Here is a 26,202-nt window from a genome sequence, read left to right as displayed (position 1 = left end):
GTGCCTTCGTGGTTTAATACTTAAACGCAAACCTTGCAAACTGCAAATTGAACACTGCAAACTATTAAACCTCTTTGTGCTCCCGATAGCTATCGGAACTTCGTGCCTTCGTGGTTCAAAAAAACTCAAGCAAAACATGCAACATTTTCCAACCGACTACACCAGCATACTCCAACGCATTGATGCTGTAGATCCTGTTCGCTATGGCAAAACCCGCAACTATATCAACGGGGCAGTGTCGTATTTATCACCGTATATCAGTCGCGGCGTGATTAGTACCCGTCAGGTGTACGAAGCCTTTGTGGCCAAGGGGTACAGCCTGTACCAAATGGAAAAATGGGTAAGCGAACTGGCATGGCGGGATTATTTTCAGCAGGTATGGAAGCACCAGGGAAAAGGCATTTTTACTGACTTGAAACAACCACAACCCGATGTGCAGTTTCATCATTTGCCCGCAGCACTGGCCAATGCCAATACTGGCATTGATGCAATTGACGAAGGCCTGCAGCAACTGCAAGAAACCGGCTACATGCACAATCATTTGCGGATGTACACAGCGAGTATCATTTGCAATATTGGCCGCTGCCACTGGAGCCAACCAGCTGAATGGCTGTACTACCATTTGCTCGATGGCGACCTGGCCAGCAACCATTGCAGCTGGCAATGGGTAGCAGGCAGCTTCAGCAGCAAGAAATATTTATGCAATCAGGAAAACATCAACAAGTATACCGGCAGCTCGCAACGCCATAGCTACCTCGATACCAGTTACGACCTGCTGCCTGATATGCATGTTCCTGCAACATTGCAAACAGCAGCCAACATTATGCTGCAAACCGTTCTTCCGGCTATGGCACCTGTACAGATTGATGCATCGCTCCCCACACTCTTGTACAACAGCTACAACCTCGATCCGCAGAGGCGCAGTCAGCAACCGGCCAATAGAATTTTACTACTAGAACCATCGCATTTTGCACAGTACCCGGTGAGTGAAAAAGTATTGCAATTCATCCTCGATTTGTCGAAGAATATTCCGGGCATACAAGTGTTTACAGGTGAGCTACACGACTTGTACCAGATACACAACCTGTCAGCTACAGCACATTCATTTTACAGCAAAGAGCATCCGGCATTTACCCACTACCCCGGTCAAAAAGATGCCCGTGACTGGTTGGCACCACAGGTACAGGGTTATTTCCCCAGTTTTTTTAATTATTGGAAAAAGGTATCGCGGCATTTGTAACCCTTGCCAGCCCGCAGGAATGCTGCATATTGCAGACTCAATTTCACGTATGCGTATTACTGCCATCGATATTTACCGTTATTCCATTCGCATGGAGCCGTTTACCATTGCTACCGGCACCATGACTTTTGCGCAAAACATGCTGCTGTACATCCACACCAGCGAAGGCCTTACAGGTGTGGGCGAATGCTCTGCCTTTCCCATAATAGCCGGCGAAACGCAAAGCACCTGTTTTGTGCTGGCCAAAGATTTTGCCAACATCTGGATGGGAAAAGATGCCCGTGATATTGCGGGTCGTATGCAGGAGCTCGACTATTATATTGCCGGCAACCATACAGCCAAAAGTGCTTTCGACATGGCGCTGTACGACCTTGCTGCCAAAGCAGCGAACATGCCGCTGTATCAATACCTCGGTGGCAGTTACCGTGAAATAGAAAGTGACCTCACCATTGGCATTGGCACAGCCGAAGCCATGGCTGCCAAAGCGGTAGACTACGTGCAACGCATGAAGGCCAATGTGCTGAAAATAAAACTCGGTAAAAATCCTGCGGAAGATATTCAACGCATGCAGGCCATTCGCCTGGCTGTAGGCCCGCATATCGGACTACGGATTGATGCCAACCAGGGCTGGGATTTTGAAGCGGCCGTTTTTGCCCTCACCGGTATGGAAGAATTAAACGTGCAGTTTTGCGAACAGCCCATGCCCAAATTGCTCGACGATAAAATGCCATCGCTACGGCGCATCAGCAAGATTAAAATCATGGCCGATGAAAGTGTGTTCTCCCATCACGATGCAGAACGCCTCATCCGCAAAAATGCCTGCGATTATATCAACATCAAACTGAGCAAGGCCGGCGGCATACAAGAAGCACTGCGCATACACGACGTATGCCAGCAAGGCAATATTCCCAATATGCTGGGCGGCATGCTCGAAAGCCGGCTGGCGGTGTCGGCCAAGGCCCACCTGGCCCTCGCCTGCCCCAATATTCAATTTTTTGATTTGGACACCAGCCTGATGGGCCACCTGGAAGACCCCGTGATGGGCGGTGTGCAATACAACGGCATGGTCATCAGCACTCCGCAAACACCCGGCATTGGAGCCGACGTAGACCCGGCATTCTTGCAGCAATGCGAAAAGGTTAGAGTGGAGATGTAAGGATGTGGGATGTACGATGGCTGATATCTGATGTTAGATTTAACCACTTCTCATGAAAGTATTTGCGCTATTGTCTTTCTTGATGTTTATCATATTTGTTAGTTTGGTTTTACCTCACAAAGTGGCCGCATACAAGCTATCACAAACAAGAGAAACAGTAACGGTAATAGTAAAAGCACTTCCTGATTGCAATTCTGGCTATAGAAACAAATTCATCAGAATCAGTTACGAAAGACAAGAATTTGTTCTAAGAACTTCTTGCAAATTGGTTGATGGGTTGGCAGTAGGCCAGTCATTAAACATGTTGCACAAACCTGATACTGATTTGTTTTTATTTCCCGAAGAAGATACCATTACAGAGCTTATAGCTGGCATAATACTGACTGTCTTTTTTGCATTAGGCGGTTCCTATCTTTTCAAAAAATCTGGCTAGACCAAATGTTTGTTTCTTAGTAAATAAGTATACGTGACGTTGTCATTTATCTAATTCTGTAGCATAAATCCAATTACCTTGAATCATGCCTCGTCATTCCACATACAAAGCAGCTACACCTCCATACTGGTTGGGATTATTGTGCATCATCCCATTAGTTGGTGCATTTGTTGGATTAGGTTTGCTGCTGTACGGCATCTTCAAATACAGAAATAAAAAACTCGTCATCATTGGCATTGCGGGTATTGTATGGAGCATTGTCATCTACAGCAGTTTGTTTTATGCCATGAAACATACAACTGTTTTCAAACAAGGTTTCAGTAAGCTATCGCAGCAGCAACTCAATACTTTGGTGAAAGAACTAGAGTTTTATAAATCCCAACACGGTCAATACCCGGATAGTTTACCCCAATTACTCATTGACAACGCCAATGTGTCCATCGCCGACCCAATACAATTGAATCAGCAAAAAACATCAACCCATTTTTACTATGAAAAAAAGGGTAACAAATACCTGCTGTTTTCCGTAGGCAATGATGGAAAACCCAACACATCTGATGACATACAGCCTAGTCTTACATTGCAGGATAGCGGATCAGTCGGTCTAATCACGGTTGATTCTATTACTCCCATGCTAAATCAGGAGTAATCTTTGTCTCCACAGTTGTTGTTATCACCAACTGATACGCATTACTGTATTGCTTACTTCTTTGAGCTTGCGGCAGATAACACCCACAACGGCAGCTCCGAATCGTACTTTACATATCAGACATCGTACATCAGCCATCAGACATCGTACATCAGATATCCTCCCCGGCTCCCTTACCTTCGCGGCATGAACGCAAAAAAAGTATCTGACAGCATTAACCACATGAACGAACTGGTGTTGCCCAACGACACCAACACTTTTGGCAACCTCATGGGCGGCCGACTGATGTACTGGATGGACATTGCCGCCGCCTACTGCGCCAGCAAGCATTGCAATACACCGGTTGTGACCGCTTCGGTCGACAATATTTCTTTCAAAAACCCTATCAAACTGGGCCACTACGTACATATTGAAGCCAAGGTAACCCGGGCTTTTAATACCAGTATGGAAATACACCTGAAAGTATGGGGCGAAGACACCCTGCACCAGTTTAAGTACGAGAGCAACGAAGCGTACTTCACCTTCGTATCCCTCGACCCCAACGACCGTCCCCGCACCGTGCCGGAGGTAATACCCGAAACGGAAGCGGAAAAAGAACTGTACGATGGTGCCCTGCGCCGCCGCCAGCTGCGCCTCATCCTCGGTGGAAAAATGAAACCCGATGATGCTACCGAACTCAAAGCCTTGTTCAACGGCAAAGGATAAATGAAAAAAAGCGGCTCTTATGCGAGTCGCTTTTTTTGTTCGTCATCTATCAGTTTAAACAAATTTTCCGGGGTGTACTTGCGCCAGTCGGTCCGCTCCTGCAGTTCTACGTAATAGTTGAGTTTGAGTTTCCTGAAATCGTGCTGGCTGCTCTGCGGCATGTTCAGGCACACAATCCAGCCACTTTCATCGGCCACATTTTCAAACCAGTCTTCGTAGTAATCGGCCTCGCTGCTGTGAAAGTTGAGCACGTTTTCGGCAATCAGCAAAAACTTATGGATGCCTTCGTGCATGAAATGATCCGTCACTTCGCGGCGCAGCGTCATGATGTCGTTTTCAATAGCATCGTTCCATTCACCAATCAGTTCGATAATCACAAAACCCTTGCGGTAGTTGGCATACAGCACTTTCAGAAAAAGCGTTTTGCTGCCCATATCATCCCACTGCGGATGAATGTAAAAATTGTACACCGTGGTGGAGTACTCAAAATGGCTATGGTCTACCCCGTAAAAAGGACTCCGTTCATCCTCCTCACTCACATACATATCACGCCAACGGTAAAATGGTTCCAGGTCCTGCATAAATGCGGTTGTAGGCTTGCTAATAATAAAGCGGCAAAAGTAAGTACCAGCTGGCAAAGGCCCTGCAAATGATGTACCTTTAACAGGTAAAAAAACGGCGAATCCACACAGCAGACTGCTTTGTTGGCAATTACTACAGCACATCCCGTTCCCATGCCAATATTTTGCAATATCAAGGTACAATTGGGGGTATGAGAAAATGGCTGATTTTAGTATGCTTTTTGGGCATCTACAACATGCTGCTGGCACAGTGGGATAATGATCCTGCTTCGGCATCTACACGGGTAGTAACCAATGCTGCCAACCAAAGCAAGCCCTATGTAATACCCGATGGCTTGGGCGGCACCATCGTGGTGTGGGAAGATTATCGCCACGGCACATCGCCCGATATTTATTTCGACCTGATAGATAGTGACGGCAATACGGCATGGTCGGTACCCGGCACCTATGCAGGCAAAAAGCTGTGCAGCACTACAAAACCCCGCAGCATCAACCGGGTGCTAAGCGATGGAGATGGTGGTTTCTTTATTGTATTTGATGAAATAAACGGCGCCTACTACGATGTGCTGGCGCAAAAAGTGAGCAATACCGGTGTTGTATTATGGGGAGCCAATGGCGTTGTAGTATGTAATGCAGCCAATGACCAATACGAAGCCGACCTGGCACCCGATGGATTAGGTGGCATTTTTGTAACCTGGCTCGATTTACGCAACGACCCATCGAACAGCGATGCCAGCCAAACCTATGCGCAACGCATACTCAACAATGGTACTGCAGCATGGACGGCCAACGGTGTGCAGGTAAATGCCAATGTATCAAAACCCATGGGCATTGTTGCCGATAACATTGGCGGTGCCATCATTGCGATGATGGATGCCCGCAACAGTGCTGTGAATGGAAATGGTGCGTATACCAACTGGGATATTTATGCGCAACGCCTCAATAGCAGCGGCGCTTTGCAATGGGGCACTGGCACTGTTGTTTGCAACCAAACCAGCAATCAGTTTCGGGAAACCATACGCCCCGGTGGCTCTATGGTGAGCGACAATGTGGGCGGTGCCATCATCAGCTGGAGCGATTATCGCAACGATGCCAACAATGGACTGAGCTTTCCATACAGGGCCGATTTTTATGCGCAGCGGGTGAACAACAGCGGCGTGGTACAGTGGGCAGCCAATGGCGTATCCATTTGCAATACCACCGGAGCCGATTTGTACAACACCCTCACGGTACCTGATGGCAATGGCGGCATTTTAGCGGCGTGGTTCGACCTGCGCAATGCACCACTGGGTGCTGTTTATGTGCAGCGCCTCAATTCAAATGGCATTATACAATACGCCAGCAATGGCATAGCTGTGGTAAGTGGTCAGTCGCACATTATCAATTACAGTTTATCTGAAGATGGTGTGGGCAACGGTATAATAGCCTACGATACCGATAACGACCGCATATTTGGGTATCGTTTTTTGGTAGCTACAGGTTTACCCGTAAGTGGTGGTGCAGTAGCTATTTGCAACCGCAGCAGCATATCGGTTAACCCCGGTGTGGCAGCCGATGCCAACGGTGATATTTACATAGCCTGGGAAGATTACCGCAACACACCTGCCGAATCGGATGTGTATGCCTACAAGCTGCCAAGCAGTGCATTGCTGCCATTGCGACTACTATCTTTTGGCGGACAAGTAACCAGCAGCAATACGCACAGGTTGCAGTGGCAATACACAGGTGCAGAAGAGGTGCGACGTTTTGAATTGCGGCACAGTAACAATGGTCGTGATTTTACAACGCTGACCAGCATCAACAACACACAGCGGGACGGCATGTTGCAATATGTAGTAGCACAACCCGTTGCCAATGCCTACTATCAACTGGCCTGGCAAAATGCGCAGGGCCTGTGGCAATACAGCGCCATTGTGCAATTACAACAGCAGCAACCTGCAGGCATGCGCATTTATCCCAATCCTGTGCAGCAGCAATTGCAGCTGTCGCTATTGGCCACGAATGCAGCAGTTGCAACCATCTGCATTCGTGGGGCCAATGGCCAACTGCTGTTGCAAGAAAAGCGCAGCCTGTTGCAAGGCCGTCAGGTATTGAGTGTAGATGTAGCCACATTGCCAGCAGGACAATACTTTGCGGAAATATGGCTGCAACAGCAACGTACCGTATTGCCATTTACCAAACAATAACCGACGCTGTATTGCGGATAAAATGATTGTGTGGCAAACCACTGTTCTTTCCTAATTTCCCGCAGTATTCTACCGCACATGTACAAGTCAACATTCGTCGTTTTTTTACTCCTGTTTTTTTGCGGGCCATTGCTGGCACAGCAAGCCAGTATTGCTGGTAAAATCATGAATGAAAAAGCCGAACCCATGGCAGGCGTAAGTGTAGTAGTGCTGGGCAATAACAGCGGCGTTACCAGCAACGACAGCGGCCGTTTTGTCATCAATGTTCGTTCGGGCAGGGCTATTGCACTGGTGTTTTCTTACGCAGGCTATCAAACACAACAGCTGCGTTTTTTGCTAAACCCCGGTGAGCAGGAAAACATTTTTGTACGCATGGAACCCGGCCGCAGCGAACTGGCACCCGTAGAAGTAACCAGCAAAAAAGACCGCCGCGAAGCGGGCCTCGTCAGCATCAATCCAAAATTCATTACACAAAATCCCTCACCTATTACCGGTGTGGAAAGCATGATTAAGGTATTGGTGGGTAGCAACAACGAGCTAAGCAGCCAGTACAATGTGCGGGGCGGCAGCTACGATGAAAACCTCATTTATGTAAATGACTTTGAGGTGTTCAAACCTTACCTCATTCGCAACGGACAACAGGAAGGATTGAGTTTCATCAATCCGGAGTTGGTGCGTAATGTCAATTTTTACAACGGTGGTTTTCAGGCCCGCTATGGCGATAAAATGAGTAGTGTGCTGGATGTGCAATACAAAAAGCCCACCGCCTTTAAAGGCAGTGCCTACGTGGGTTTGCTGGAGCAGGGCCTGCATGCAGAAGGTACTGCTGCCAACAGCAAAGTGACTTACCTGTTTGGTGTTCGCAACCGCAACCTGCGCAACCTGCTGAGTGCTCAGGAAACCAAGGGCAACTACCAACCATCGAGCAATGATGTGCAAGCGGTGATTAGCTATGCCCCCAACAACAAGTGGCAGCTCGATATGGTGGGCAACCTCAGCAGCACCCGCTTCGATTTGGAGCCGAAGGAAAGTCAGCAAACGACCTCTGTATTTACGTCGCAGTTTGCTGCCAACCTTGGCCTCGATATTTTCTTTACCGGCCAGGAAGTAGACAAATACAATACCCGCATGTTGGGCCTGTCGGCTACGCATCAGGTAAATGACAAACTGAAAGTGAAAGGCATGCTCTCCTACTTCAACAACAAGGAAGCGGAGAACATCAACATTGCCGGTAGCTACTTGTTTGGCGAACGGGATTTTGACAAAGCCTCTTCTAGTTTCGGACTCATTGCCAACCCGCTTGGTGCTGGTGTGTTTCTCAACTATGCCCGCAATGAGCTGAATGTGCAAGTACTCAACGCTTCGCTGAAAGGCAGTTACGACAAGGGCCGGCACTACTGGCAGTTTGGCCACAGTGTAGAACGCAATACCATTACCGATGCGCTGAATGAATTTGAATACCAGGACAGCGCCGGGTACAGCCTGCCCAACAATGCCGGACCGCTACAAGTGTTTCGCAACCTCAAAGGCAACGCAACTATTGAAGCCTGGCGCATGAATGGCTATGTGCAAGACAATATTGCTTTCAACAAAAACAATGGGCTGAATCTGCAAGCTGGCTTACGTTACAATTACAATACCCTCAACAATGAGTTGCTGCTCTCACCTCGGGTGGGTGTAAGCTATGCGCCACTGCAATGGAAACGGGATGTGATTTTTAAAGGCAGTGCGGGACTGTATCATCAACCGCCGTTTTACAGAGAAATGCGCCGCCCCGATGGCAGTGTTAATACCGATTTGAAAGCACAACGCAGCTGGCAGGTAAGCGGCGGTATGGATTATGCTTTCAAAATGATGGACAGACCTTTTAGGGTGAGCACCGAAGCGTATTACAAAAACATGTGGAATGTAGTGACCTACGATATTGATAACGTAAGGCTGCGTTATGCAGGTGAGAATAATGCCAAGGCTTATGCCTATGGTGTAGAAGGGCGCTTGTTTGGCGAGTTGGTGAAAGATGCAGAAAGCTGGTTGAGTGTGGGCTTTATGAAATCGATGGAAAATATTGATGGCGATTTTTACCAGCAGTATTTTAATAAAGATGGCGAACTCATTACCGCCAACACACAAGACCAAATTGCCACCGACAGCACCCGCATGGATGTTGGCTGGCTACGCCGCCCTACTGACCGACGCCTCAATATTGGTTTATTTTTCAGCGACTACCTTACCACCAACAAAAACTTTCGGGTGCATACGCAATTGTTGTATGGCAGCAATTTGCCGTACAATATTCCCGGTAGTGTACGCTACCGCAATGCGTTGGAAATACCTTCATACTTCAGGGTAGACATGGGCTTTAGCTACCTGCTGGTGGGTGGCGATAAAAGCCTGCGCCGTAGCCACGATCCGTTCCGCAATATCGAAAGCATGCTGCTGAGTGTAGAAGTGTTCAACCTGCTCGACCGAGCCAACACCATCAGCTATGCCCTCATCAAAGATTTCGACAACAACAGCTTTGCCATCCCCAACCGCCTCACTCCAAGATTGGTGAATATCAAACTCACGGTAAGATGGTAAGGAGATTTTTGGATGTCTGATGTACGATGTATGATTTGGTGGAGTGCAATCATAATTGTTGATTCACTTTCTCCCTTCCTGCGGAGGGGTGCCCGCAGGGCGGGGTGGGTATAAAACTGATGTAGGATTTTTGATAGCTGGTGTTTTCGGGTTGGTTTGCTACACCTTCATATTTCTTTAAAAGTTCTGTCAAAGACGTGTCGGTTGCATTCTGTCAGCCAAACTTGCACAAAATTCTTATTGAATGTCAGACATATTTAACTCTTGTAACTTTTGCGAAATAATATGGCAAAGGTTCTAAGAGTGATTTTGGGTCATTTAAATAAGCTCTGATTTCTTCTCTGTTTTCTATTTCATCAAAAAGTCCAAACGCATTCGTCTTAAGATTAAACTTGGTGGTTAACGTCTTTGTTATATTACTACAATAAAAAGAATGAAAAGAGCCATCACCTTCTACACCAATAAAGTCGTAACCTAAAAACTCTTCGTTAGAATCAGCTTGTTCTACAATTTTCTTTTGCAAGTTTTTCCGAATTCCAATATCCCCATTGTTATAGTTAAATTCATCAACATTATTACCCTCTCTAAAATCTTCAATTAATAATTCTGCGTCAGTTTGAGGAAAATAAAGACCGAGTATTTGAATATCGTCTCTTGAATTATAAAACAAATCCTTAAACTCTTTTGCTGTTTCTAAATCTGCAAACCCATTGATTAAGTCAGAAAACCTACTGTCAGTCCAGTGATAAATTTCATTTATTTTATCGTCAGTAAGATTTAGAGCCTTCTTGTCCTTTTTATCGAGCTTTTCATAACCCAAACTAAGACACCAATTATCAAAAGCCGATATATTTAAACAATTTCCGCAAGTCCAAACAGTCTTATTAATATCGTCACCAAAGTCTAATGGTTTCAATTTGAGTAAATAATAACCTGCTAAATAGTGTGTTTCCATATACTTGAAATCAACCTATTTTTTATTCCTTATTTCTTATTCCAAAATATCAGACATCGTACATCAAACATCAAAGTTTTTGCTCCCTTCCCCATCGTATCATCGTGCCATAATCCATTTTCCGTTTCAATCCTTCCACGGCTTGTACCAGGCGTTTGGTGCGGGTGGCATCAGTTTTGGCATCGTCTATCCATTTGCTGAAATACTTGCGGTGCGAAGCTGCCAGCGATTGAAAAAACGCCATCGCCTCCGGTTCATCTTCGAGGCAGGCCAGCAGGTCGGCCGCAATGGTAAGTTCCGTTTCATCTTTACTTAAACGTACTTGAATAGTTGCGCCAACAGGCTGCTGTAGTTGTTTGCGCATGGCCGCATTCACGGGCAAAATCATTTCGCCTTCGCCCATCGGCAGGAGGGCTACTTGTGCAATTGCTACTTCATTCAACCAACCTTTTACCCGATAGCCCTTGCGGTCGGCACTATGCAGTTGCAACGACATTTTCTCCGGTACCACAACGTAGGTCCAGCCGGTTTTTTCGCCCATTTGCTGAAAGCGTTGCAACACTGCAGAAAAAGTGACCTGAGGTTTCATCAATACAAAGTAGGTGAAGAATGTAATGATGATTATTTACCAAACAGCACTTTACCACCCACGATGGTTTTGAGCACTTTGGTTTGCAGAATAGCACTGTCGCTGCAGGTAAGCAGGTTGTTGCTGAGCATTACAAAATCGGCATACTTTCCAACTTCAATACTACCCTTGTCCTTTTCCTCAAACTGCGCTTTGGCATTGGCCATGGTGTAGCTGTACACGGCTTCTTCGCGGCTCATTTTTTGCTCGGGATAAAACGTGCTGCCATCTTTCAATTGGCGGGTAACACTGGCAAAAAAGTTGGGAATAGGATCAGCATCTTCTACCGGCACATCAGTACCGTTGTTTACTAACACACCGGCTTGCATAAACGCCTTCCACATGTAGGCACCGGTGCGGCTGCGTTCTTCGCCAAGGCGCTTGGGCACAAACGGCGCATCGCTGGTGCAATGAATGCCCTGCATACTGGCAATGATGTTCCATTCTTTGAAGCGGCCAATTTCGCTGGGGTGTACATGCTGTGCATGCTCTACCCGCCAGCGGTGATCTCTGCTTTTATCTTTCTGAATCTGGTCTGCAAAAATATTCACGGTTTCGCGGTTGGCTTTGTCGCCAATGGCATGCACACACAACTGAATGTTTTTCTGCCAGGCAAAATCGGCAATGGCCCGCAGCGAATCCATGTTGAAGGTGTTTTGCCCCGTGAAATTTTTGCGGTCGCTGTACGATTCCAGCAGCCATGCACCATAGCTGCCCAAAGCGCCATCCAGCGATACTTTAATCGCATTCATCGTCAGGTGTCCATTGCCTTCGTTGATGATGGGAAACACATCCGCATTGGCCCGCAAAGAAGCGTTGCCATCCCGAATCATCATCCAGTGGCGCAGTTGCAGTTTGTTTTGCTGTGCCATCTCTTTCATCCAGCGGATTTGCTCAAACGATGAACCGGCATCTACAAAAGAAGTAATGCCTTTTTTCAAACAATCGGCTTCGGCCAACTCCATACCTGCCCACCATTTGGCTTTGCGTTCGGCTTCGGTTTGTTGATTGACATAATCGCCATACACTTTGCGTACCAGGCCCATCGCCGTTTCTTCCAGCACACCCACCAGGCGGCCGGAAGGATCTTTAACAATATCGCCACCCGTTAGATTGGGCGTGGCTGAAGTGATACCCGCCAGCTCTAACGCTTTTGCATTGACGTACAAAGAATGACCACTGGCATGCGTCAGAATCACCGGGTTGTTGGGCGATACCTTGCTCAATGCATCGTGGTATGGATACCCGAGGTATTGCTCTGTAGGTTTGTTGGTCCATTTTTCCTGATGCCAGCCGCGGCCTACAATCCACTCGCCGGGCTTGGCTTTGGCAGCGGCTGCTGCCACCTTGGCTACTATTTCATCATAGCCACTCACGTGCATCAAATTGATGTCACGCAAAAAATCGCCGAGGTTGTGAATGTGTCCATGTCCTTCAATAAAACCGGGCATCAAAAAAGCACCTTTGGCATCTATCACTTCGGTGTTGCTGCCAATCCATGCGGCCACATCAGCATCGCTGCCTACAAACACAATGCGGCCGTCTTTTACCGCTACGGCCTGCGCTTTGCTCCGGGCACTGTCTACGGTGTACACATCGGCGTGTTGAATAACCAGGTCGGCCTTTGGCGATTGGCTACAGGCAATGGCCATTACTGCCAGCAAACAAATGGTGGAGAGCTTCTGCAACATGGATTTGATTTTTGGAAAGATAATGGCTTAAGACGCTAAAAAAACATTCAACCCGTTGAGTTCACTTGGCCTTCCATTTTTTTACAGCAACAAATCTATCGGATAGTTAACCCCGAAGGGGTGAAATGATTATAGAGAAGATGTAATGTTGAAATCACCCAAACCCTCAAAGGGTGATATAGATTTTTCCCATTCCTGATTATCATTAAAAAAAGAATTGTATTTCACCCCTTCGGGGTTTTGCGGCTTTTGGTGCCGCTATTTTCTAGAATCATGCCATCCCTTCGGGATTGAATACTGCATCAATATCAGAAAAATTAAGATCAGCATTGAATGTTGAAATACACTTTTCTTATCGAATCACTAGTCTGTTTGTGCATCATACAATTCATGTACTGTCAATCCTTTTGCAAATGCTTTCTATGAAATGTGTTACTAAAAAATTAAGCGTTGAATCTACTAAAGCAATCGATAGCCAAATGATGAGTCCATGAAGGAAAAGTTGTAATTTGTACTTAGACCAAATCGTAAGCCAATGCACGTATCTGCAAGCAAGGCGCTGGAATTGCTCCGTCATTCAGAAAAGTTGTTTACCGAAGTATTTCGCCATGGCAGCATGACAGCTGAAATTTACAAACCACAGCGTGTCGACTTTCAACAACCGCACAACCGCGATGAAATGTACGTGGTGATTGCGGGCCACGGTGAATTTTACAACGGCGGAAACACCGTGCCATTCGGCCCCGGCGATTACCTGTTTGTAAAAGCCGGTGTGGAGCATCGTTTCCTCAACTTCAGCGAAGATTTTTGCACCTGGGTTTTCTTTTACGGCCCCGATGGTGGCGAAGAAGAACCACCCGTTTTTTAATTAGACCGGCAGGCCATTTACATACACTTGTTCAATGTGCTGTTCGCCAAAGGCGTAAGCCATGTAATCCACGCCACTCATGGGTTTGGTGAGCAAGATGTTCGCCCGTTTGCCTACGGCAATGCTGCCCACTTCCTCTTCCAGTTGCAATGCAAATGCTGCATTAATGGTCATGGCATTGATGGCTTCTGCCGGCGTCATTTTCATTTGAATACAAGCCAATGCCAGCACCCACTGCATGTAGCCGCTGGGCGATGATCCGGAGTTGTAATCGCTGGCCAATGCCAATGCCGAACCCGCAGCAATCAATTGTCTTGCAGGTGGATATGGCAATCGCAAAAAGAACGCCGCCGTTGGCAACATCGTACCAATGGTATTGGAGCCGGCGAGTGTTTGAATGGCTGCTTCATCCATGCATTCCAAGTGATCGGCGCTAAGCGCATTCACCGCCACGGCAGCCTGCACCCCACCCGATACCTGCAATTGATTCACATGCAACTTGGCAGGCATCCACATTGCTGCGGCTGCCCGTGCTATGCGGATGGTTTCTTCGGGAGTAAAAAAACCAGCTTCGCAAAAGACATCTACAAAATCGGCCAATCCTTCATCGGCTACTTTGGGCAGCCATTGTTGTATCAATGCATCCACAAAAGCATCGCGGTTGTCGGCAAAGTTTTTGGGCAATGCATGCGCCCCTAAAAAAGTGGCTTTGATGGGAATGGGCGCTGTTTGCTTTAAGCGTTGTATCACCCGCAGCATTTTCAATTCGGCTTCCAGTGTGAGGCCATAACCACTTTTGATTTCAATAGCGGTGGTGCCTGTTTTCATCAAAGCTTGCAGGCGTTGCCATGCTGCTTCATACAAAGCATCTTCGCTGGCAGCCTGCACTTTGGCAGCCGTGCTGTGGATACCACCACCAGCTGCTGCAATGGCCGCATAACTGGCACCTTGCAACTTGAGTACAAACTCTGCTTCCCGGGTGCCGGCAAATACCAAATGCGTATGGCTGTCGACAAAGCCCGGCAACAATAATCGACCGGCAGCATCAATGATATGGCTGGCTTCGTGCAGCATATCGGTGGTTACCTCCGACATGGCACCAAAGCTGGCAATGCGACCATCCACCACTTGCAGGTAGGCATTTTCCAACAGCGGCAGTTGGCCCAAAGCCTCGCCCCGCAAGGGTTGCGCCGGTTGCTGCACACCCACCAGCTGGCGTATATTGATAAACAATTGCTTCATGTATTACTGCATTCCTCTCTTGTAGAATGCTTCAAACTTACGGTTTCTCGGTTTCCTTTACCCAAGCATTTCGGGTGTTGGCCAAGCAAGAATGGCTATCGGGTAAAAGCATTTTTTCTACGCAAAGTTCTCCTTTAACTTTCGCCAAATTCAAACGCTATGTGGCGTATCTTTTTTTCGATGATGCTGATTGCTTCGGCAAATATTTCAGCAGCACAACAGTCAACCCTCATTCAGCAGGTGCTGATAGCTGATGGCAGCGGCAAACCCATGTACAAAGGATCGGTACGTATTGCGGGCAATCGCATTGTGGCCGTGGGTTCGCTGCAGGCATTGCCCGGTGAAAACATTGTGCAAGGCAATGGACAGATTCTGGCACCGGGCTTTATTGATACGCATAGTCATTTATATGGCAATCTCGATGAAGCACCTGAAGCATTGGCCGCTTTGAATCAAGGCGTTACCACCATCATTACCGGACAAGATGGTGACAGCGATTGGATAGACAGCATCAAAGCACAACTGGCAAAACGTCCCGTAGCGGTGAACGTGGCTACTTATACCGGCCAAACCAGCCTTCGGGAAATAGCCATGGGTGCCAATGACATTTACCGAACCAGCACGGCAAAAGAACTCAGCACCATGCAGCAAAAGCTACAGCAAGAATTGCAGCAAGGCTCGTTGGGATTAAGCACCGGGCTCGAATACGAAGGTTCTTTTTACAGCCATCCCGATGAAGTAGTGGCGCTGGTCAAAACAACTGCACAGTACGGAGGCCGTTACATGAGCCATATCCGCAGCGAAGACATACACATGGATGCTGCCATTGATGAAATTCTCAACATTGGTCAGCAGGCCAATATTCCGGTGCAGATTTCACACATTAAAATTGCATTGAAAGACAAATGGGGCACTGCGCCTACCCTGCTGCGCAAACTTGATTCTGCCCGCAAGGCCGGCATCATGGTTACCGCTGATTGCTACCCGTATGATTTTTGGAACAGCACCATCCGGGTATTGTTTCCCAACAAAGATTTTACCAGTCTGGCTGCAGCTACCTACGCTACCGAACATTTGTTTGACCCTGCAGGCAGTGTGATGGTTCGTTTTGCGCCCAACAAAAACTATGTGAGCAAAACGGTAGCGGAGATTGCCCAACTGCGCAATGAAACTGCCGCACAAACCTTACTGTACATGGTGGCCGCTGCCGATAGTTTCCGCAAAGCCAACCCCGATGCCGGCGGTATAGAAACCATCATGGGTAAATCGATGTATGAAAAAGACATTGCCGATTTTATGCAGTGGCCATACACCAACATGTGCAGCGATGGCGGTAATGGCGGACATCCCAGAGGCTATGGCAGCTTTACCAGAATACTGCATCAATACGTAACCGTGCAAAAAGTATTGAGCTGGGAAATGGCCATTCATAAAATGACGGCGCTGGCCGCACAGCAAACCGGCATACAACAACGTGGTCGTATTGCTGTCGGCTATTTTGCAGACCTCGTTTTGATAGACCCGACAACTGTTAAAGACAATGCCAGCATTGCCAACCCCAAGGCACTGAGCAATGGCATACAAAGCGTTTGGGTAAATGGTGTACTGGCCTATCAACAACTGCAACACACCGGAAAGTTTCCCGGCGTTTTTGTTTCCCGATTGTAAACATTTGATCTTTCCAGCATGACAAACATTGCTTCTCTCCCTACAGCCATAGTACTCACCGATGGCATGCTTCACGAATCGGATGCTAAAACTGCACATGGCCTTATTCGTGGCACAGATCGTTTTCACATTGCTGCCATCATTGATGCCACACATGCTGGTAAAGATGCCGGCGAAGTGCTCGATGGACAACACCGCAACATACCCGTGCTGCCCGATGTACAAACAGCATTGGCACAGATAAACAATATCCAATTTTGCATCATCGGTATTGCTACGGTAGGTGGTATTTTACCAGCGCATTTCAAACCCATACTGCATAGCTGTTTGGAGCATGGCATTTCATTAGTGAATGGACTGCACGACTACCTGAATGATATGCCTGACATGCAAGAGCTGGCAGCAAAACATGGTGCGCAACTCATCGACATTCGCAAGCCCAAACGCCGGCAGGATTTGCATTTTTGGGATGCTTCGATATTTGAAGTAACCGCTCCTATTGTGGCAGTGATTGGCACCGACTGTGCCCTCGGCAAAAGAACGACCTGCAGATTGCTGCTGCAAGCCTGCCAGCAAGCCAACATGAATGCGCAGATGATTTACACCGGACAAACAGGATGGCTGCAAGGCGGTAAATATGGTTTCATTTTCGATTCTACCCTCAACGATTTTATCAGTGGAGAACTTGAACATGCCATCACCAGCTGCTGGAAAGAAACCGGTGCCGATATTATTTTCATTGAAGGGCAAAGTGCCCTGCGCAATCCAAGTGGTCCTTGTGGTTCGGAAATGCTGGTATCGGGCAATGCGAAACACGTAGTGCTGGTACATGCGCCCAAACGCACTTACTATGATCACCTGCCACATTGGGGTGCTATACATTCGCTGGAGTCGGAAGTGGCGTTGATTGCTGCCTATGGTGCCAAGGTGATAGCCATTGCACTAAACACCGAGCATTGCAGCACCGAAGAAGCGTATGCCTTTCAGCAGCAGTATGAGCAGGCACTGGGCATACCGGTACTGCTGCCACTACAGGAAGGCGTACAAAAAGCATTGCCCATTCTTCAATCACTCATTGCATAGCCATGAACATTACCCGCATACAAGCCCGTTTGGAAAAGTTGCCGCTGAAGGTTCCTTACAGCATTGCCTACAAAACCATCACCGATACAGAAATTGTTTTCCTGGAAATAACGCTGAGCAATGGCATCACGGGCATTGGTGCCGCCAATCCGTTTGAAGAAGTGGTGGGCGAAACACCGGCGCAAACATGGCACAATTTGCAGCAGGATTTTCTGCAGCAATTTTTGGGCAGAGATATCCGCCGCTTCCGGTCGATGATTGCGGAAGCCAGCATACAATACGCCCACCAACCCGGCAGCATTGCGGCTATTGACTTGGCCCTGCACGATGCCTTTGGCAAATACCTCGGCATTCCCATTGTTGATTTCTACGGTCGCAAGCACCGGCAGCTGCCCACTTCCGTTACCATCGGCATTCAACCAGTTGCAGAAACCTTGCACATGGCCAAAGACCTGACGCAACAAGGCTTTACAGTATTGAAAGTGAAAACAGGATTGTCGGTAGCAGAAGACGCAGAACGCATCATCAAACTGCGGGAGCAATGTGGCACCGACATGATCATTCGGGTGGATGCCAACCAAGGATATACCTTGGATATGCTGCGTCATTTTTTGGAACAAACAGCAGCAGCGAATGTGGAGTTGATAGAACAACCATTACCCGTAGGGCAAGATGCACAGTTGAATGCTTTGCCCATTGTACAACGGTCGCAGCTCTGTGCAGATGAATCGCTGACAGATGTGCATGCTGCCTGGCGGTTAAGTCATCCGCCTGCACCTTACGGCATTTACAATATCAAGCTCATGAAATGTGGGGGAATACTGCCTGCACTGGATATTGCCAGCTTGGCAGCCACGGCAGGCATCCGCTTGTTTTGGGGTTGTAACGATGAGAGCATGGCCAGCATAGCCGGTGCCCTGCACGTAGCTTACAGCTGCCCGCATACCCGCTACCTCGATTTGGATGGCAGCTTCGACCTCAGCCGCGATTTTGTACACGGCGGTTTCAAGTTGTTCAACGGACAAATGCTGCTGAGTGATCAACCGGGACTGGGGATTGAGTGGGCGTAAGTTCTCCTCACTCCACAATAAACGGAATTTTCACATTCGCATACGCAGGCTTGTCTACCTGACGCTGCAGGCTGCGGAAAGATTCAAACGGACCTTCATACGAAAACATATTGACGATGCCGGCAGGCAAACTGCCACCGGGGTCTACCTGCAGCACATATTCCACCCGTACTTTACCGGCACCTGCAGGCGAAATCGTCCACTTACCCGCCGAATGCTGTATGCGTACCAATCCTTTTTTCTCCGGTGTAAAAGTGGGCTGGTTTTCGGCCAACACCGTTATCACTTTTGTTTGCGGGTTTTGCGACATCGAAATGCGAATGGCAAAGTCGCGGTTGCTGGCCGGCCAGGGCATGTCTATTTCGGCATAGTAGTACACCACCTGTGGTGACTCCTGCTTGAGTATGCTGCAGGTTTTGGTGCCATACACCCACTCTGGCGTTTTCATCACATCCAGCAAAACGGCTGCTACTTTCGTCAGCGTAGTGTTGAGCACCGTTACTGTTTTTACAATCTTAAACGGCGAACCTTCCTTGGTTTGCATGTATACCTGCACCCCGTCTTCATCTTTCTTGAGTTTCCAGGCATCTTGTGCTTGTGCAAACTGGGCAGTAGCCAGCAGAACCAGCAGCAGTACAAAGCGTTGTATAGAAGTAACTATTTGCATGATGAAAAGGTAACAGCCCGGCGCAGCAATTGTTGCGACTTTTGTCATGCTTTTGCCTGATGTACAAAAAAAGCCGGCTACCTGTAGCAGCCGGCTTTGCTATTTGCAACTAGGTGTTGTTCTTTTAAAATAGAAACTTAGGTCGTCAAGCAGAAGGCTAAGTAAAGTTTTCATAGATAAATCACACAGAGGGTGGCGTTGGCCAGGCAAAACGGGCGGAGCCTTCGGGTTTGCCTTGAATTTTCTTTGGTTACTTTCTTTTTTTCAAGAAAAAGAAAGTAACAATGCTGCTACCAAAACCGCGTTGCGTGATGAAGCATGAATGAAAAACATGAGAATAAATGCTGCGCTAAAAACGCATTAACTTATTTCTCAGCTAAATCACTTCGCTGGCGTAATCACAATATTGCGATACTCCACCGCACCATGGTCGCCCTGCAGCATAATAGGGCCGGCAGCTCCTTCGTTGCTATCAAGTGCACCACCCGTAATACCCGGTATTTCCTGGTTGCACACAATGGTTTTACCATTGGCCACAATCGTTACAAAACGGCCCACCAGCGTTATGTCGTAGCTCTGCCACTCGCCTGCTTTTTTGGCCACATTTTCACTCGGTTTAATAAAGCCATACACCGCCCCCAGCAAATCTTTTTGCGGCTGCTTGCCATAGCTGTCTTCCACCTGTATTTCGTAGCGGCCCCGCAGGTACACGCCACTGTTGCTACCCGCAGGATAGCGAAACTCGATGTGCAATTTGAAATCGGTAAAGGTCTGATCCGTTACCAGGTTGGAGCCCGATGCCGGGTTGATGAGGATGCCGTTTTCCACCTTCCACTGGTTGGCACCTGTAGCATGCCAGCCCTTGCCACCGGGAGCAATCAGCTTGATGGGTGTACCCCACACCGGCGCTTTGCTACGCACCAGGTCGGGGGCACGATGCGCCGTCCAGTTGTACTGCTTGCCCTCTTCGTTGATCATGGTACCTACCAGGCTATCGCCTTGCAGTTGCGCTTCAAACACAAAGTCGCGGTCGCCGGCCTCCCACTGTGGCGGCACGGTAAACCGCATCCGGCCATCCGTAAATTCCACTCTCGAAACCGGGCGGGCACTGCCGCCAAAACCCACAAACGAACCCACCAGCCGGTGCGATCCGCTGTGCATCACTTCCAGCCACGAAGGCAGGAGCTTGCCTTCAAATTGAACCGTCATATCCCAGCGGCCTTCAATGGCGGCTGCGGCCATGGGCGTAGCCTGTGTAGCAAGCTGGCTGCCGAGCAGGGCCAGCGCCACTGCCGCACAGCGAAAACGAAATTGGGCAAAGCCAATGCGCATCATGTGTCAATCGTTTTAAGAGGTCATTGATAAAGGGCTAATGTACTTCAGAAACCAATACCCGCCAGCGCTGCCATGCAGCAGGATGATTTGGGGCTGTCAACGTACAGCGCTTTGTGCAGCAGCGGTTCCGGTCTTTGGTAGTAGTGGCCGCCCCGCACAGCCTCACCCACCGGCCAGCTACTACTGCCAGCCCGGCAGCCCATGAGCGGGGGTGTTGGTGGCAGCAGGGGAACAGCGACAGTTGATGGGTGATAACGGCGGTTGTTTCGTTAGGTCTTTTTTAAATCCTTAGCATATATGTACGTTTTGTACGACACCCAAAAAGACATCCAGCAAACAATTAAGCATTCATGACTTTGCCGAACCGACCCCAAGCTGTTTTAGCACAGTGCAAGACACAAAGCCGGACACAAAGCCAAACTTATAAAGAGCTAAAAATGCCAACTCCCCATACCCACCCACCACCCAGCGAACGGAATTCTTATGAGCTTTACCCAAAACATCAGCAGAAAATCCATCTTCCACAACTTACATTTTAGTAACAACCATAAAATATTTACTAAAGAATTTGGCATTTTAACTGAGAACACTATACATTTGGACAAATAATGTCAAGACCATTATTATATATGCAAAATTTAGACAGTATCGGAACTCAAATCCGAAAGTTAAGAGAAGAAGCCGCAATGCCTTTAAGGAAACTTGCTGCTTTACTTGACATTGACCAATCGACTCTAAGTAAGATTGAGAGAGATGAACGCAAACCAAATGTTCAAATGATTGAACAAATTGCCACCCAATTTAAAACAGATAAGAACAAATTACTTGTAGCTTTTTATAGCGATGTTGTAGTTTATGAAATTCAGGAAGAAAATTCTTTCTCCGAAATTCTACAAGTAGCAGAGGCAAAAATTGAATATAAACGAACCAAAACCAAGAAGTCAAAATGAGCAGTAATATTCTGAACTACTTTTTGATAAAAGAAGAACAAATGATTGCTCTTGAAATTCAAAAGAATTTCCTTTCAAATACAAATGAATTAAAACCCATTTCTGCAAAGGAACTTCATTTGATAAATGCAAACTTACTACTAACAGATGAAAGCAATATCGCTTTCAAAATTCATAATCAGCTTATCAATTCGCTGATTACTTCTTTCATCAGTTCCAAATACAAAAAACATTCAGAAGAATTAAAAACGGTTTTTCAGTTTGAGCAAATTGCCTTGATTGAAAATTTTGTTGAGAAGAACATTGATAAAATTCCAGAGATAGTTGAAGAGTTGCACATCGCTTTTTTGAATTCAGAATTTTCCATTGGAAATGGAAAACTCACAAGAAAAAAATCCAAACACCATTTAAGAGAAAACGGAGCAGTCTATACACTAAAGCAAATCACAAACGAAATAGTTAAGAATACAATTGCAAATGCAATTCAAGAAAAAGTAATTGCTAACGCAATAACTTGTCTTGATTTTGCCAGTGGCACAGGCAGGTTTTACTTTGAGGCAGTTGAAATTCTGAAAAAGAAATATTCTTTGCCTTTGCAACAAATTATTTGCAATAATTTGTTTGCGGTCGATTTGGACGAAACGGCTTTGAAAGTTTTGCGATGCAAAGTCATTTCGCTTTTTCCGAAATTGAATTCCGAAATTATCAATGCACTTTCAACAAACATCATCATAAGAAACGCATTGATACCAAAGACAACTTTTTTGCAAGAAGACGAGAACAGTATTGACCTTTCAAACGATTTCAAAAGTATTTTTGCCAATGGCGGTTTTGATGTTGTGTTTTCAAATCCTCCTTACTGTTTACTGAAAGTAAACAAGAAAGAAGGCGAGCTAAAGTTGAACGGCTACTATGCAAATCTTCAAATCAAAGTTCAAAACCAAATAAATTTTTTCAGGACTTCTGGATTTTATCAATACTCAATTGAAGGAATGTTGAACTACTATCAACTCTCAATTGAAATGATTATTCGTTTGACAAAGTCAAACGGACAAATCGGAATTATTTGTCCATCCTCATTATTTGCCGACTTAACTTCTGCAAAACTTCGCAAGTATCTTTTACTTTCTAACCGACTTCATTTCATTCGTTATTATCCCGAAGCAGCAAAATTATTTGAGAATGTTTCACAATCAACCGTAATTTTCTATTTGCAGAAAGGTAGCAAGACAGATAAAATCGGAATTGAAATTTCGGACAATACTTTTGAAATTGATTTTACAACAATTAAAAATATTTTCCCAACCAACTTTGAAATTCCCTTGATTGATAAAACTGGTTGGTCAATACTTGCAAAAATCTCAAAGCAAAAAAAGATGAAAGAAATTTCTTTCATCAGAAACAGAAGAGGCGAATTAGATTTAACGCTATTCAAAACGTTTATTACTTCTGAAAACACAGGTTGGAGATTGGTAAGAGGCAATATGATTTCTGATGAAAGTGTGATTGATAAGAACGGAGAGTTTGTTGAGATTGAAAGTTTTCTTAACAAAAAATCAGATGATTTTAAAGTTAACGACTACAACAAAGAGAGGTTAATTTGCCAGCAGATTTCAAACATTGATATTCAGCGAAGATTGAAATTTATTTTTTGTGAAAAGACAGACATAATAGGAAACTCTTGCAACTACATTGTTTCAACAAGGAAACAATCTGATTTGAAAAAACTCTATTTCATATTAAATAGTGGCTTGTTAAATTGGCGTTTTAAAATTACAAGTAGCAATAACCACATAAATAATTACGAGTTAGACGAACTTCCGATTGTTGACTTAGACAGTTTTGACTTGAATGAATTTTCAAATGATGAAAACGATACCAACGAAATAGTTTGTAAACTTTACGGCCTGACTAAAACTGAAACCAATTACATTTTGAATACTAAGAAAAAGGCAGAGCCAGTAGTTGACTATGAAACTGTATAACCACATCGCACCCGGACTTAGTAAATTGGAGTGGGAAATGGTTCAACACATTCCAGCAGGGGGGAATTGGCAAAACATTCCCGACACAATTCCATCGCAACGACTTGAGCAAATCAGGCGATCTGGTGGACGAACAACTTACTATGGCAGACTTGAATTTGACAAGCCGAGTTACACCATCACAACTTACTTTAATCGCTTAGGTAATGGATGCAACTTGCATCCATCACAAGACAGAATTATTTCAACCCGTGAAGGAGCAAGACTGCAATCATTTAAAGACAGTTTTATTTTTTACGGCAGCAAGACTTCTCAATACAAACAAATTGGCAATGCCGTTCCGCCATTGCTTGCAAGAGCAATTGCAGAAACATTGAAAAGCCATTTAAAGAATTTGACATTCATTGATCTGTTTGCTGGTGCAGGTGGAATGTCGGAAGGTTTTTTGTCGGAAGGTTTTAAGTTGATTGCTGCAAATGAAATAGAACCAAACTTTTTTGAAACCTATAAGAAGAACCATTCGGAATTTGACAATGGAAATAATTTGATTTTAGGCGACATCACTTCACAAGAAATTAAAGAGCAAATTATTTCAGTTGCAGCAAAACAAAAAAAGATTGGAGTTATAATTGGTGGTCCGCCATGTCAGGGCTTTTCTCATGCAGGCTGGAGAAATCCAGACGATAAGAGAAATCAGTTGTTTAAAGAGTTCGTTTATGTAGTTGAGGAAATACGGCCAGAGATTTTTGTAATGGAAAATGTCCCAGGCATTCTCACAATGAGAAAGGGTGCAGCAATGAAAGAAATAATTTCATCATTTGAAGAAATCGGTTACCATGTATCCACACCATTCAAATTGAACGCAGAAGATTTTGGAGTTCCACAAAAACGCAGACGAGTTGTAATTATCGGTTCACTCAAAAAAGAAAAATTTTCGCAACCGAAAATTTTATTCTCCCATAAAGACGAAAGCAAACCAAAACCGATAACAGTTAAACAAGCCATTGGAGGCTTACCAATTCTTACGACAGGTTCTGGAGAGTTTGAAATGACTTGCAATTACAAACCGACTTCTGCTTTTGAAAAATTGATGTTGGGAGAAATTGACTTTGCAACTTTCTACGAAAGTTGTTTAGACCAATTACCAGTTGCTTTCCGCAATGTTGGCTAATACTCTGAAAACATTTTCAAGTTGTGCTTTTGCCTCTTTGTTTTGTTTTGCTTTCAGCAAAACAAAAAGTTTTTCAAGTTCCTTGTCAACTTCTTCATGGTTCCAAATATTTGTTTTTCTGTTTTCAATTTCTTTGTATTCCTGTAGCTTTTCAAATGCTGCTCTATAATAACGCTTGATATTATTTTGCTGATTTTTTCCAGTTCGCTTGGTAGAAACTACTCTTTTGTATGAACCATCTTTAGGATTAAATCCCTCAAATCTATGGTCAAAGAATGTGTATTCAGGATTTAAAAACTCCTCTAGAAAGTTACCGAAACCTTTTTCATCAATCATTGAAAATACAATGAGAATGTGATGCAAATTCTTTCTCATAAAGTCACTCAACTTCACTGCATCCTTATCAGATGCAACTTTGCTTTTCAGTTTATCCCAAATAAATTTAGAATGCCAGGAAACAACCTGTTCCTTTTGTTCATCTCCAAGCAAGACTTTTACATCAGCCAAACTCATTCGGTTATTCTTTGCAGAGTTTTCAGCTTTGGTAAGCGGATGAAACTTTGGACGATGACAAAAGCCAAGTGAAATTGGTCCGATATGGTCGGCACTTAAATCATGCTTTCGGAATATTGACATCAAACGGTCTGCCATTTTCCAATCACCATCAGCCCAGTTTTCATACACTCTCCTATCTTGACCATATCGTTGCATATTTGATTTGTGGCGACCTTTATCACTTTGACCACGACAACAATTTCCATCTGAATGATAACCGTCCAATCTATCGGGCGAATTACTAAACACACCTGGTGAAAGTGCTTTTGAATAAGTATCAACAAAATTGACTTTTACATGTTGCTTCAAAGTATCTACAGACGGAATATTAGTTCCTTTGATTTTGAAAATTCTTTTGACCTTTTCAATATCACCATTTGTTTTTACAACTTCATCAATGATTTGGTAAATATCTTTTGTGTAAGGATGAATAGCAAAATTGAATTCCCTCTTAAATGCTTCAATAGTTCTCTTATTTGGGTAAACATATTCAATCCGAAGTTCTTTGCCACAAATTTGACATGTATGCAATTTCGTTGGATGAATTATGTATGCAATTTTGGCATAACATCCTGCTCCAAGTTGAATTCCATGTTCCGAACATTTTTTATCCCACCAACTTCTTCTTTCTATGCCTTTAGCTGATTTACCAGTTACAACCCATTTTACTCTTTTGTCTGCACCTCTTTCAAAGAACAGCCCTTTATAATTTACATGACCGACAATAAACTCTGTATATTTCAAAAAGTTTTCGTTCCACTGTCTTTTGTTGTCAGCAGTTGCTTTAAGTTCTTTCATTTTTCG

General features: G+C 45.5%; 23 protein-coding genes. 14 read left to right on the top strand and 9 right to left on the bottom strand.

What is annotated here, in order from left to right; genetic code table 11:
- The first annotated feature begins 136 nt into the window (after nucleotides 1-136).
- From V7Q13_RS11370 to V7Q13_RS11350, 5 genes are all read left to right on the top strand, one after another.
- Entirely contained in the window at nucleotides 137-1,240 is a 1,104-nt protein-coding gene (locus V7Q13_RS11370; RefSeq protein ID WP_333800804.1) for an FAD-binding domain-containing protein, read from the top strand.
- Between the two features lie 49 nt (nucleotides 1,241-1,289).
- Nucleotides 1,290-2,396, top strand: coding sequence for a mandelate racemase/muconate lactonizing enzyme family protein (locus V7Q13_RS11365; RefSeq protein ID WP_333800803.1), 1,107 nt, complete (start codon nucleotides 1,290-1,292; stop codon nucleotides 2,394-2,396).
- 52 nt (nucleotides 2,397-2,448) lie between these two features.
- Nucleotides 2,449-2,829, top strand: coding sequence for a hypothetical protein (locus tag V7Q13_RS11360; RefSeq protein WP_333800802.1), 381 nt, complete (start codon nucleotides 2,449-2,451; stop codon nucleotides 2,827-2,829).
- Nucleotides 2,830-2,914: 85 nt separating this feature from the next.
- Nucleotides 2,915-3,478, top strand: a complete 564-nt coding sequence (locus tag V7Q13_RS11355) for a type II secretion system protein GspG (RefSeq protein WP_333800801.1) — start codon at nucleotides 2,915-2,917, stop codon at nucleotides 3,476-3,478.
- A gap of 186 nt (nucleotides 3,479-3,664) precedes the next feature.
- Nucleotides 3,665-4,183 carry an acyl-CoA thioesterase gene (locus V7Q13_RS11350; protein ID WP_157478889.1) on the top strand — a complete coding sequence of 173 codons (519 nt, stop codon included), beginning with the start codon at nucleotides 3,665-3,667 and terminating at the stop codon, nucleotides 4,181-4,183.
- A 17-nt stretch (nucleotides 4,184-4,200) separates the two neighbouring features.
- On the opposite strand, the gene V7Q13_RS11345 is transcribed toward V7Q13_RS11350, so the two are convergent.
- A complete protein-coding gene (locus V7Q13_RS11345) occupies nucleotides 4,201-4,764 on the bottom strand; it encodes a hypothetical protein (RefSeq protein WP_333800800.1) in 564 nt (187 codons plus the stop codon).
- Nucleotides 4,765-4,955: 191 nt separating this feature from the next.
- Between V7Q13_RS11345 and V7Q13_RS11340 the strand changes: the two genes are divergently transcribed.
- Nucleotides 4,956-6,950 (top strand): T9SS type A sorting domain-containing protein, encoded by a 1,995-nt coding sequence (locus V7Q13_RS11340; protein ID WP_333800799.1) that lies wholly within the window; start codon nucleotides 4,956-4,958, stop codon nucleotides 6,948-6,950.
- Nucleotides 6,951-7,028: 78 nt separating this feature from the next.
- Nucleotides 7,029-9,530 carry a TonB-dependent receptor gene (locus V7Q13_RS11335; RefSeq protein ID WP_333800798.1) on the top strand — a complete coding sequence of 834 codons (2,502 nt, stop codon included), beginning with the start codon at nucleotides 7,029-7,031 and terminating at the stop codon, nucleotides 9,528-9,530.
- Between the two features lie 247 nt (nucleotides 9,531-9,777).
- Here V7Q13_RS11335 and V7Q13_RS11330 read toward each other — a convergent pair whose 3' ends face one another.
- The 3 genes from V7Q13_RS11330 to V7Q13_RS11320 form a co-directional block, all read right to left on the bottom strand.
- Complete coding sequence (locus V7Q13_RS11330; protein WP_333800797.1) at nucleotides 9,778-10,485, bottom strand: hypothetical protein; 708 nt, start codon at nucleotides 10,483-10,485, stop codon at nucleotides 9,778-9,780.
- Nucleotides 10,486-10,555: 70 nt separating this feature from the next.
- Entirely contained in the window at nucleotides 10,556-11,074 is a 519-nt protein-coding gene (locus V7Q13_RS11325; RefSeq protein ID WP_333800796.1) for a YdeI/OmpD-associated family protein, read from the bottom strand.
- A gap of 32 nt (nucleotides 11,075-11,106) precedes the next feature.
- Nucleotides 11,107-12,804, bottom strand: a complete 1,698-nt coding sequence (locus V7Q13_RS11320) for an amidohydrolase (RefSeq protein ID WP_333800795.1) — start codon at nucleotides 12,802-12,804, stop codon at nucleotides 11,107-11,109.
- Between the two features lie 535 nt (nucleotides 12,805-13,339).
- Between V7Q13_RS11320 and V7Q13_RS11315 the strand changes: the two genes are divergently transcribed.
- Nucleotides 13,340-13,672, top strand: a complete 333-nt coding sequence (locus V7Q13_RS11315; protein ID WP_333800794.1) for a cupin domain-containing protein — start codon at nucleotides 13,340-13,342, stop codon at nucleotides 13,670-13,672.
- Here V7Q13_RS11315 and hutI read toward each other — a convergent pair whose 3' ends face one another.
- The gene (gene hutI, locus V7Q13_RS11310) at nucleotides 13,673-14,914 is read right to left on the bottom strand and encodes an imidazolonepropionase (protein WP_333800793.1); all 1,242 of its coding nucleotides are present in this window, start codon (nucleotides 14,912-14,914) and stop codon (nucleotides 13,673-13,675) included.
- A gap of 159 nt (nucleotides 14,915-15,073) precedes the next feature.
- On the opposite strand from hutI, the gene V7Q13_RS11305 reads away from it, so the two are divergent.
- From V7Q13_RS11305 to V7Q13_RS11295, 3 genes are read left to right on the top strand one after another with little or no spacing between them, the layout of a single operon-like run.
- On the top strand, nucleotides 15,074-16,582 hold the full coding sequence (locus tag V7Q13_RS11305) for an N-acyl-D-amino-acid deacylase family protein (protein ID WP_333800792.1): 1,509 nt from the start codon (nucleotides 15,074-15,076) through the stop codon (nucleotides 16,580-16,582).
- An 18-nt stretch (nucleotides 16,583-16,600) separates the two neighbouring features.
- Nucleotides 16,601-17,665, top strand: coding sequence for a DUF1611 domain-containing protein (locus V7Q13_RS11300; RefSeq protein ID WP_333800791.1), 1,065 nt, complete (start codon nucleotides 16,601-16,603; stop codon nucleotides 17,663-17,665).
- Between the two features lie 2 nt (nucleotides 17,666-17,667).
- A complete protein-coding gene (locus tag V7Q13_RS11295; protein ID WP_333800790.1) occupies nucleotides 17,668-18,735 on the top strand; it encodes a mandelate racemase/muconate lactonizing enzyme family protein in 1,068 nt (355 codons plus the stop codon).
- Between the two features lie 7 nt (nucleotides 18,736-18,742).
- Here V7Q13_RS11295 and V7Q13_RS11290 read toward each other — a convergent pair whose 3' ends face one another.
- The 3 genes from V7Q13_RS11290 to V7Q13_RS11280 all read right to left on the bottom strand — a co-directional run bounded on the left by V7Q13_RS11290 (nucleotide 18,743) and on the right by V7Q13_RS11280 (nucleotide 20,940).
- Nucleotides 18,743-19,402 (bottom strand): START domain-containing protein, encoded by a 660-nt coding sequence (locus V7Q13_RS11290; protein WP_333800789.1) that lies wholly within the window; start codon nucleotides 19,400-19,402, stop codon nucleotides 18,743-18,745.
- Nucleotides 19,403-19,783: 381 nt separating this feature from the next.
- On the bottom strand, nucleotides 19,784-20,737 hold the full coding sequence (locus tag V7Q13_RS11285; protein ID WP_333800788.1) for a 3-keto-disaccharide hydrolase: 954 nt from the start codon (nucleotides 20,735-20,737) through the stop codon (nucleotides 19,784-19,786).
- 44 nt (nucleotides 20,738-20,781) lie between these two features.
- Nucleotides 20,782-20,940: a hypothetical protein gene (locus tag V7Q13_RS11280; protein ID WP_333800787.1), complete on the bottom strand. Its 159-nt coding sequence runs from the start codon at nucleotides 20,938-20,940 to the stop codon at nucleotides 20,782-20,784.
- A 426-nt stretch (nucleotides 20,941-21,366) separates the two neighbouring features.
- On the opposite strand from V7Q13_RS11280, the gene V7Q13_RS11275 reads away from it, so the two are divergent.
- Genes V7Q13_RS11275 through dcm form a run of 3 tightly spaced genes read left to right on the top strand, consistent with a single transcriptional unit; the run spans nucleotide 21,367 to nucleotide 24,843 of the window.
- Nucleotides 21,367-21,687, top strand: coding sequence for a helix-turn-helix domain-containing protein (locus V7Q13_RS11275; protein WP_333800786.1), 321 nt, complete (start codon nucleotides 21,367-21,369; stop codon nucleotides 21,685-21,687).
- Nucleotides 21,684-23,672, top strand: a complete 1,989-nt coding sequence (locus tag V7Q13_RS11270; RefSeq protein WP_333800785.1) for an Eco57I restriction-modification methylase domain-containing protein — start codon at nucleotides 21,684-21,686, stop codon at nucleotides 23,670-23,672. The genes V7Q13_RS11275 and V7Q13_RS11270 overlap by 4 nt, the downstream gene beginning before the upstream one ends.
- Nucleotides 23,659-24,843 (top strand): DNA (cytosine-5-)-methyltransferase, encoded by a 1,185-nt coding sequence (gene dcm / locus V7Q13_RS11265; protein WP_333800784.1) that lies wholly within the window; start codon nucleotides 23,659-23,661, stop codon nucleotides 24,841-24,843. The genes V7Q13_RS11270 and dcm overlap by 14 nt, the downstream gene beginning before the upstream one ends.
- Here the strand turns inward: dcm and V7Q13_RS11260 are convergent.
- Nucleotides 24,814-26,196, bottom strand: coding sequence for a hypothetical protein (locus V7Q13_RS11260; protein WP_333800783.1), 1,383 nt, complete (start codon nucleotides 26,194-26,196; stop codon nucleotides 24,814-24,816). The two genes, dcm and V7Q13_RS11260, sit on opposite strands and share 30 nt — an antisense overlap.
- Nucleotides 26,197-26,202: the final 6 nt, after the last annotated feature.

Source organism: Phnomibacter sp. (assembly GCF_036803085.1).
GTDB lineage: Bacteria > Bacteroidota > Bacteroidia > Chitinophagales > Chitinophagaceae > Phnomibacter.
The sequence above is the reverse complement of the archived record's forward strand: the minus strand, read 5'-3'. Positions and strand labels throughout refer to the sequence as shown.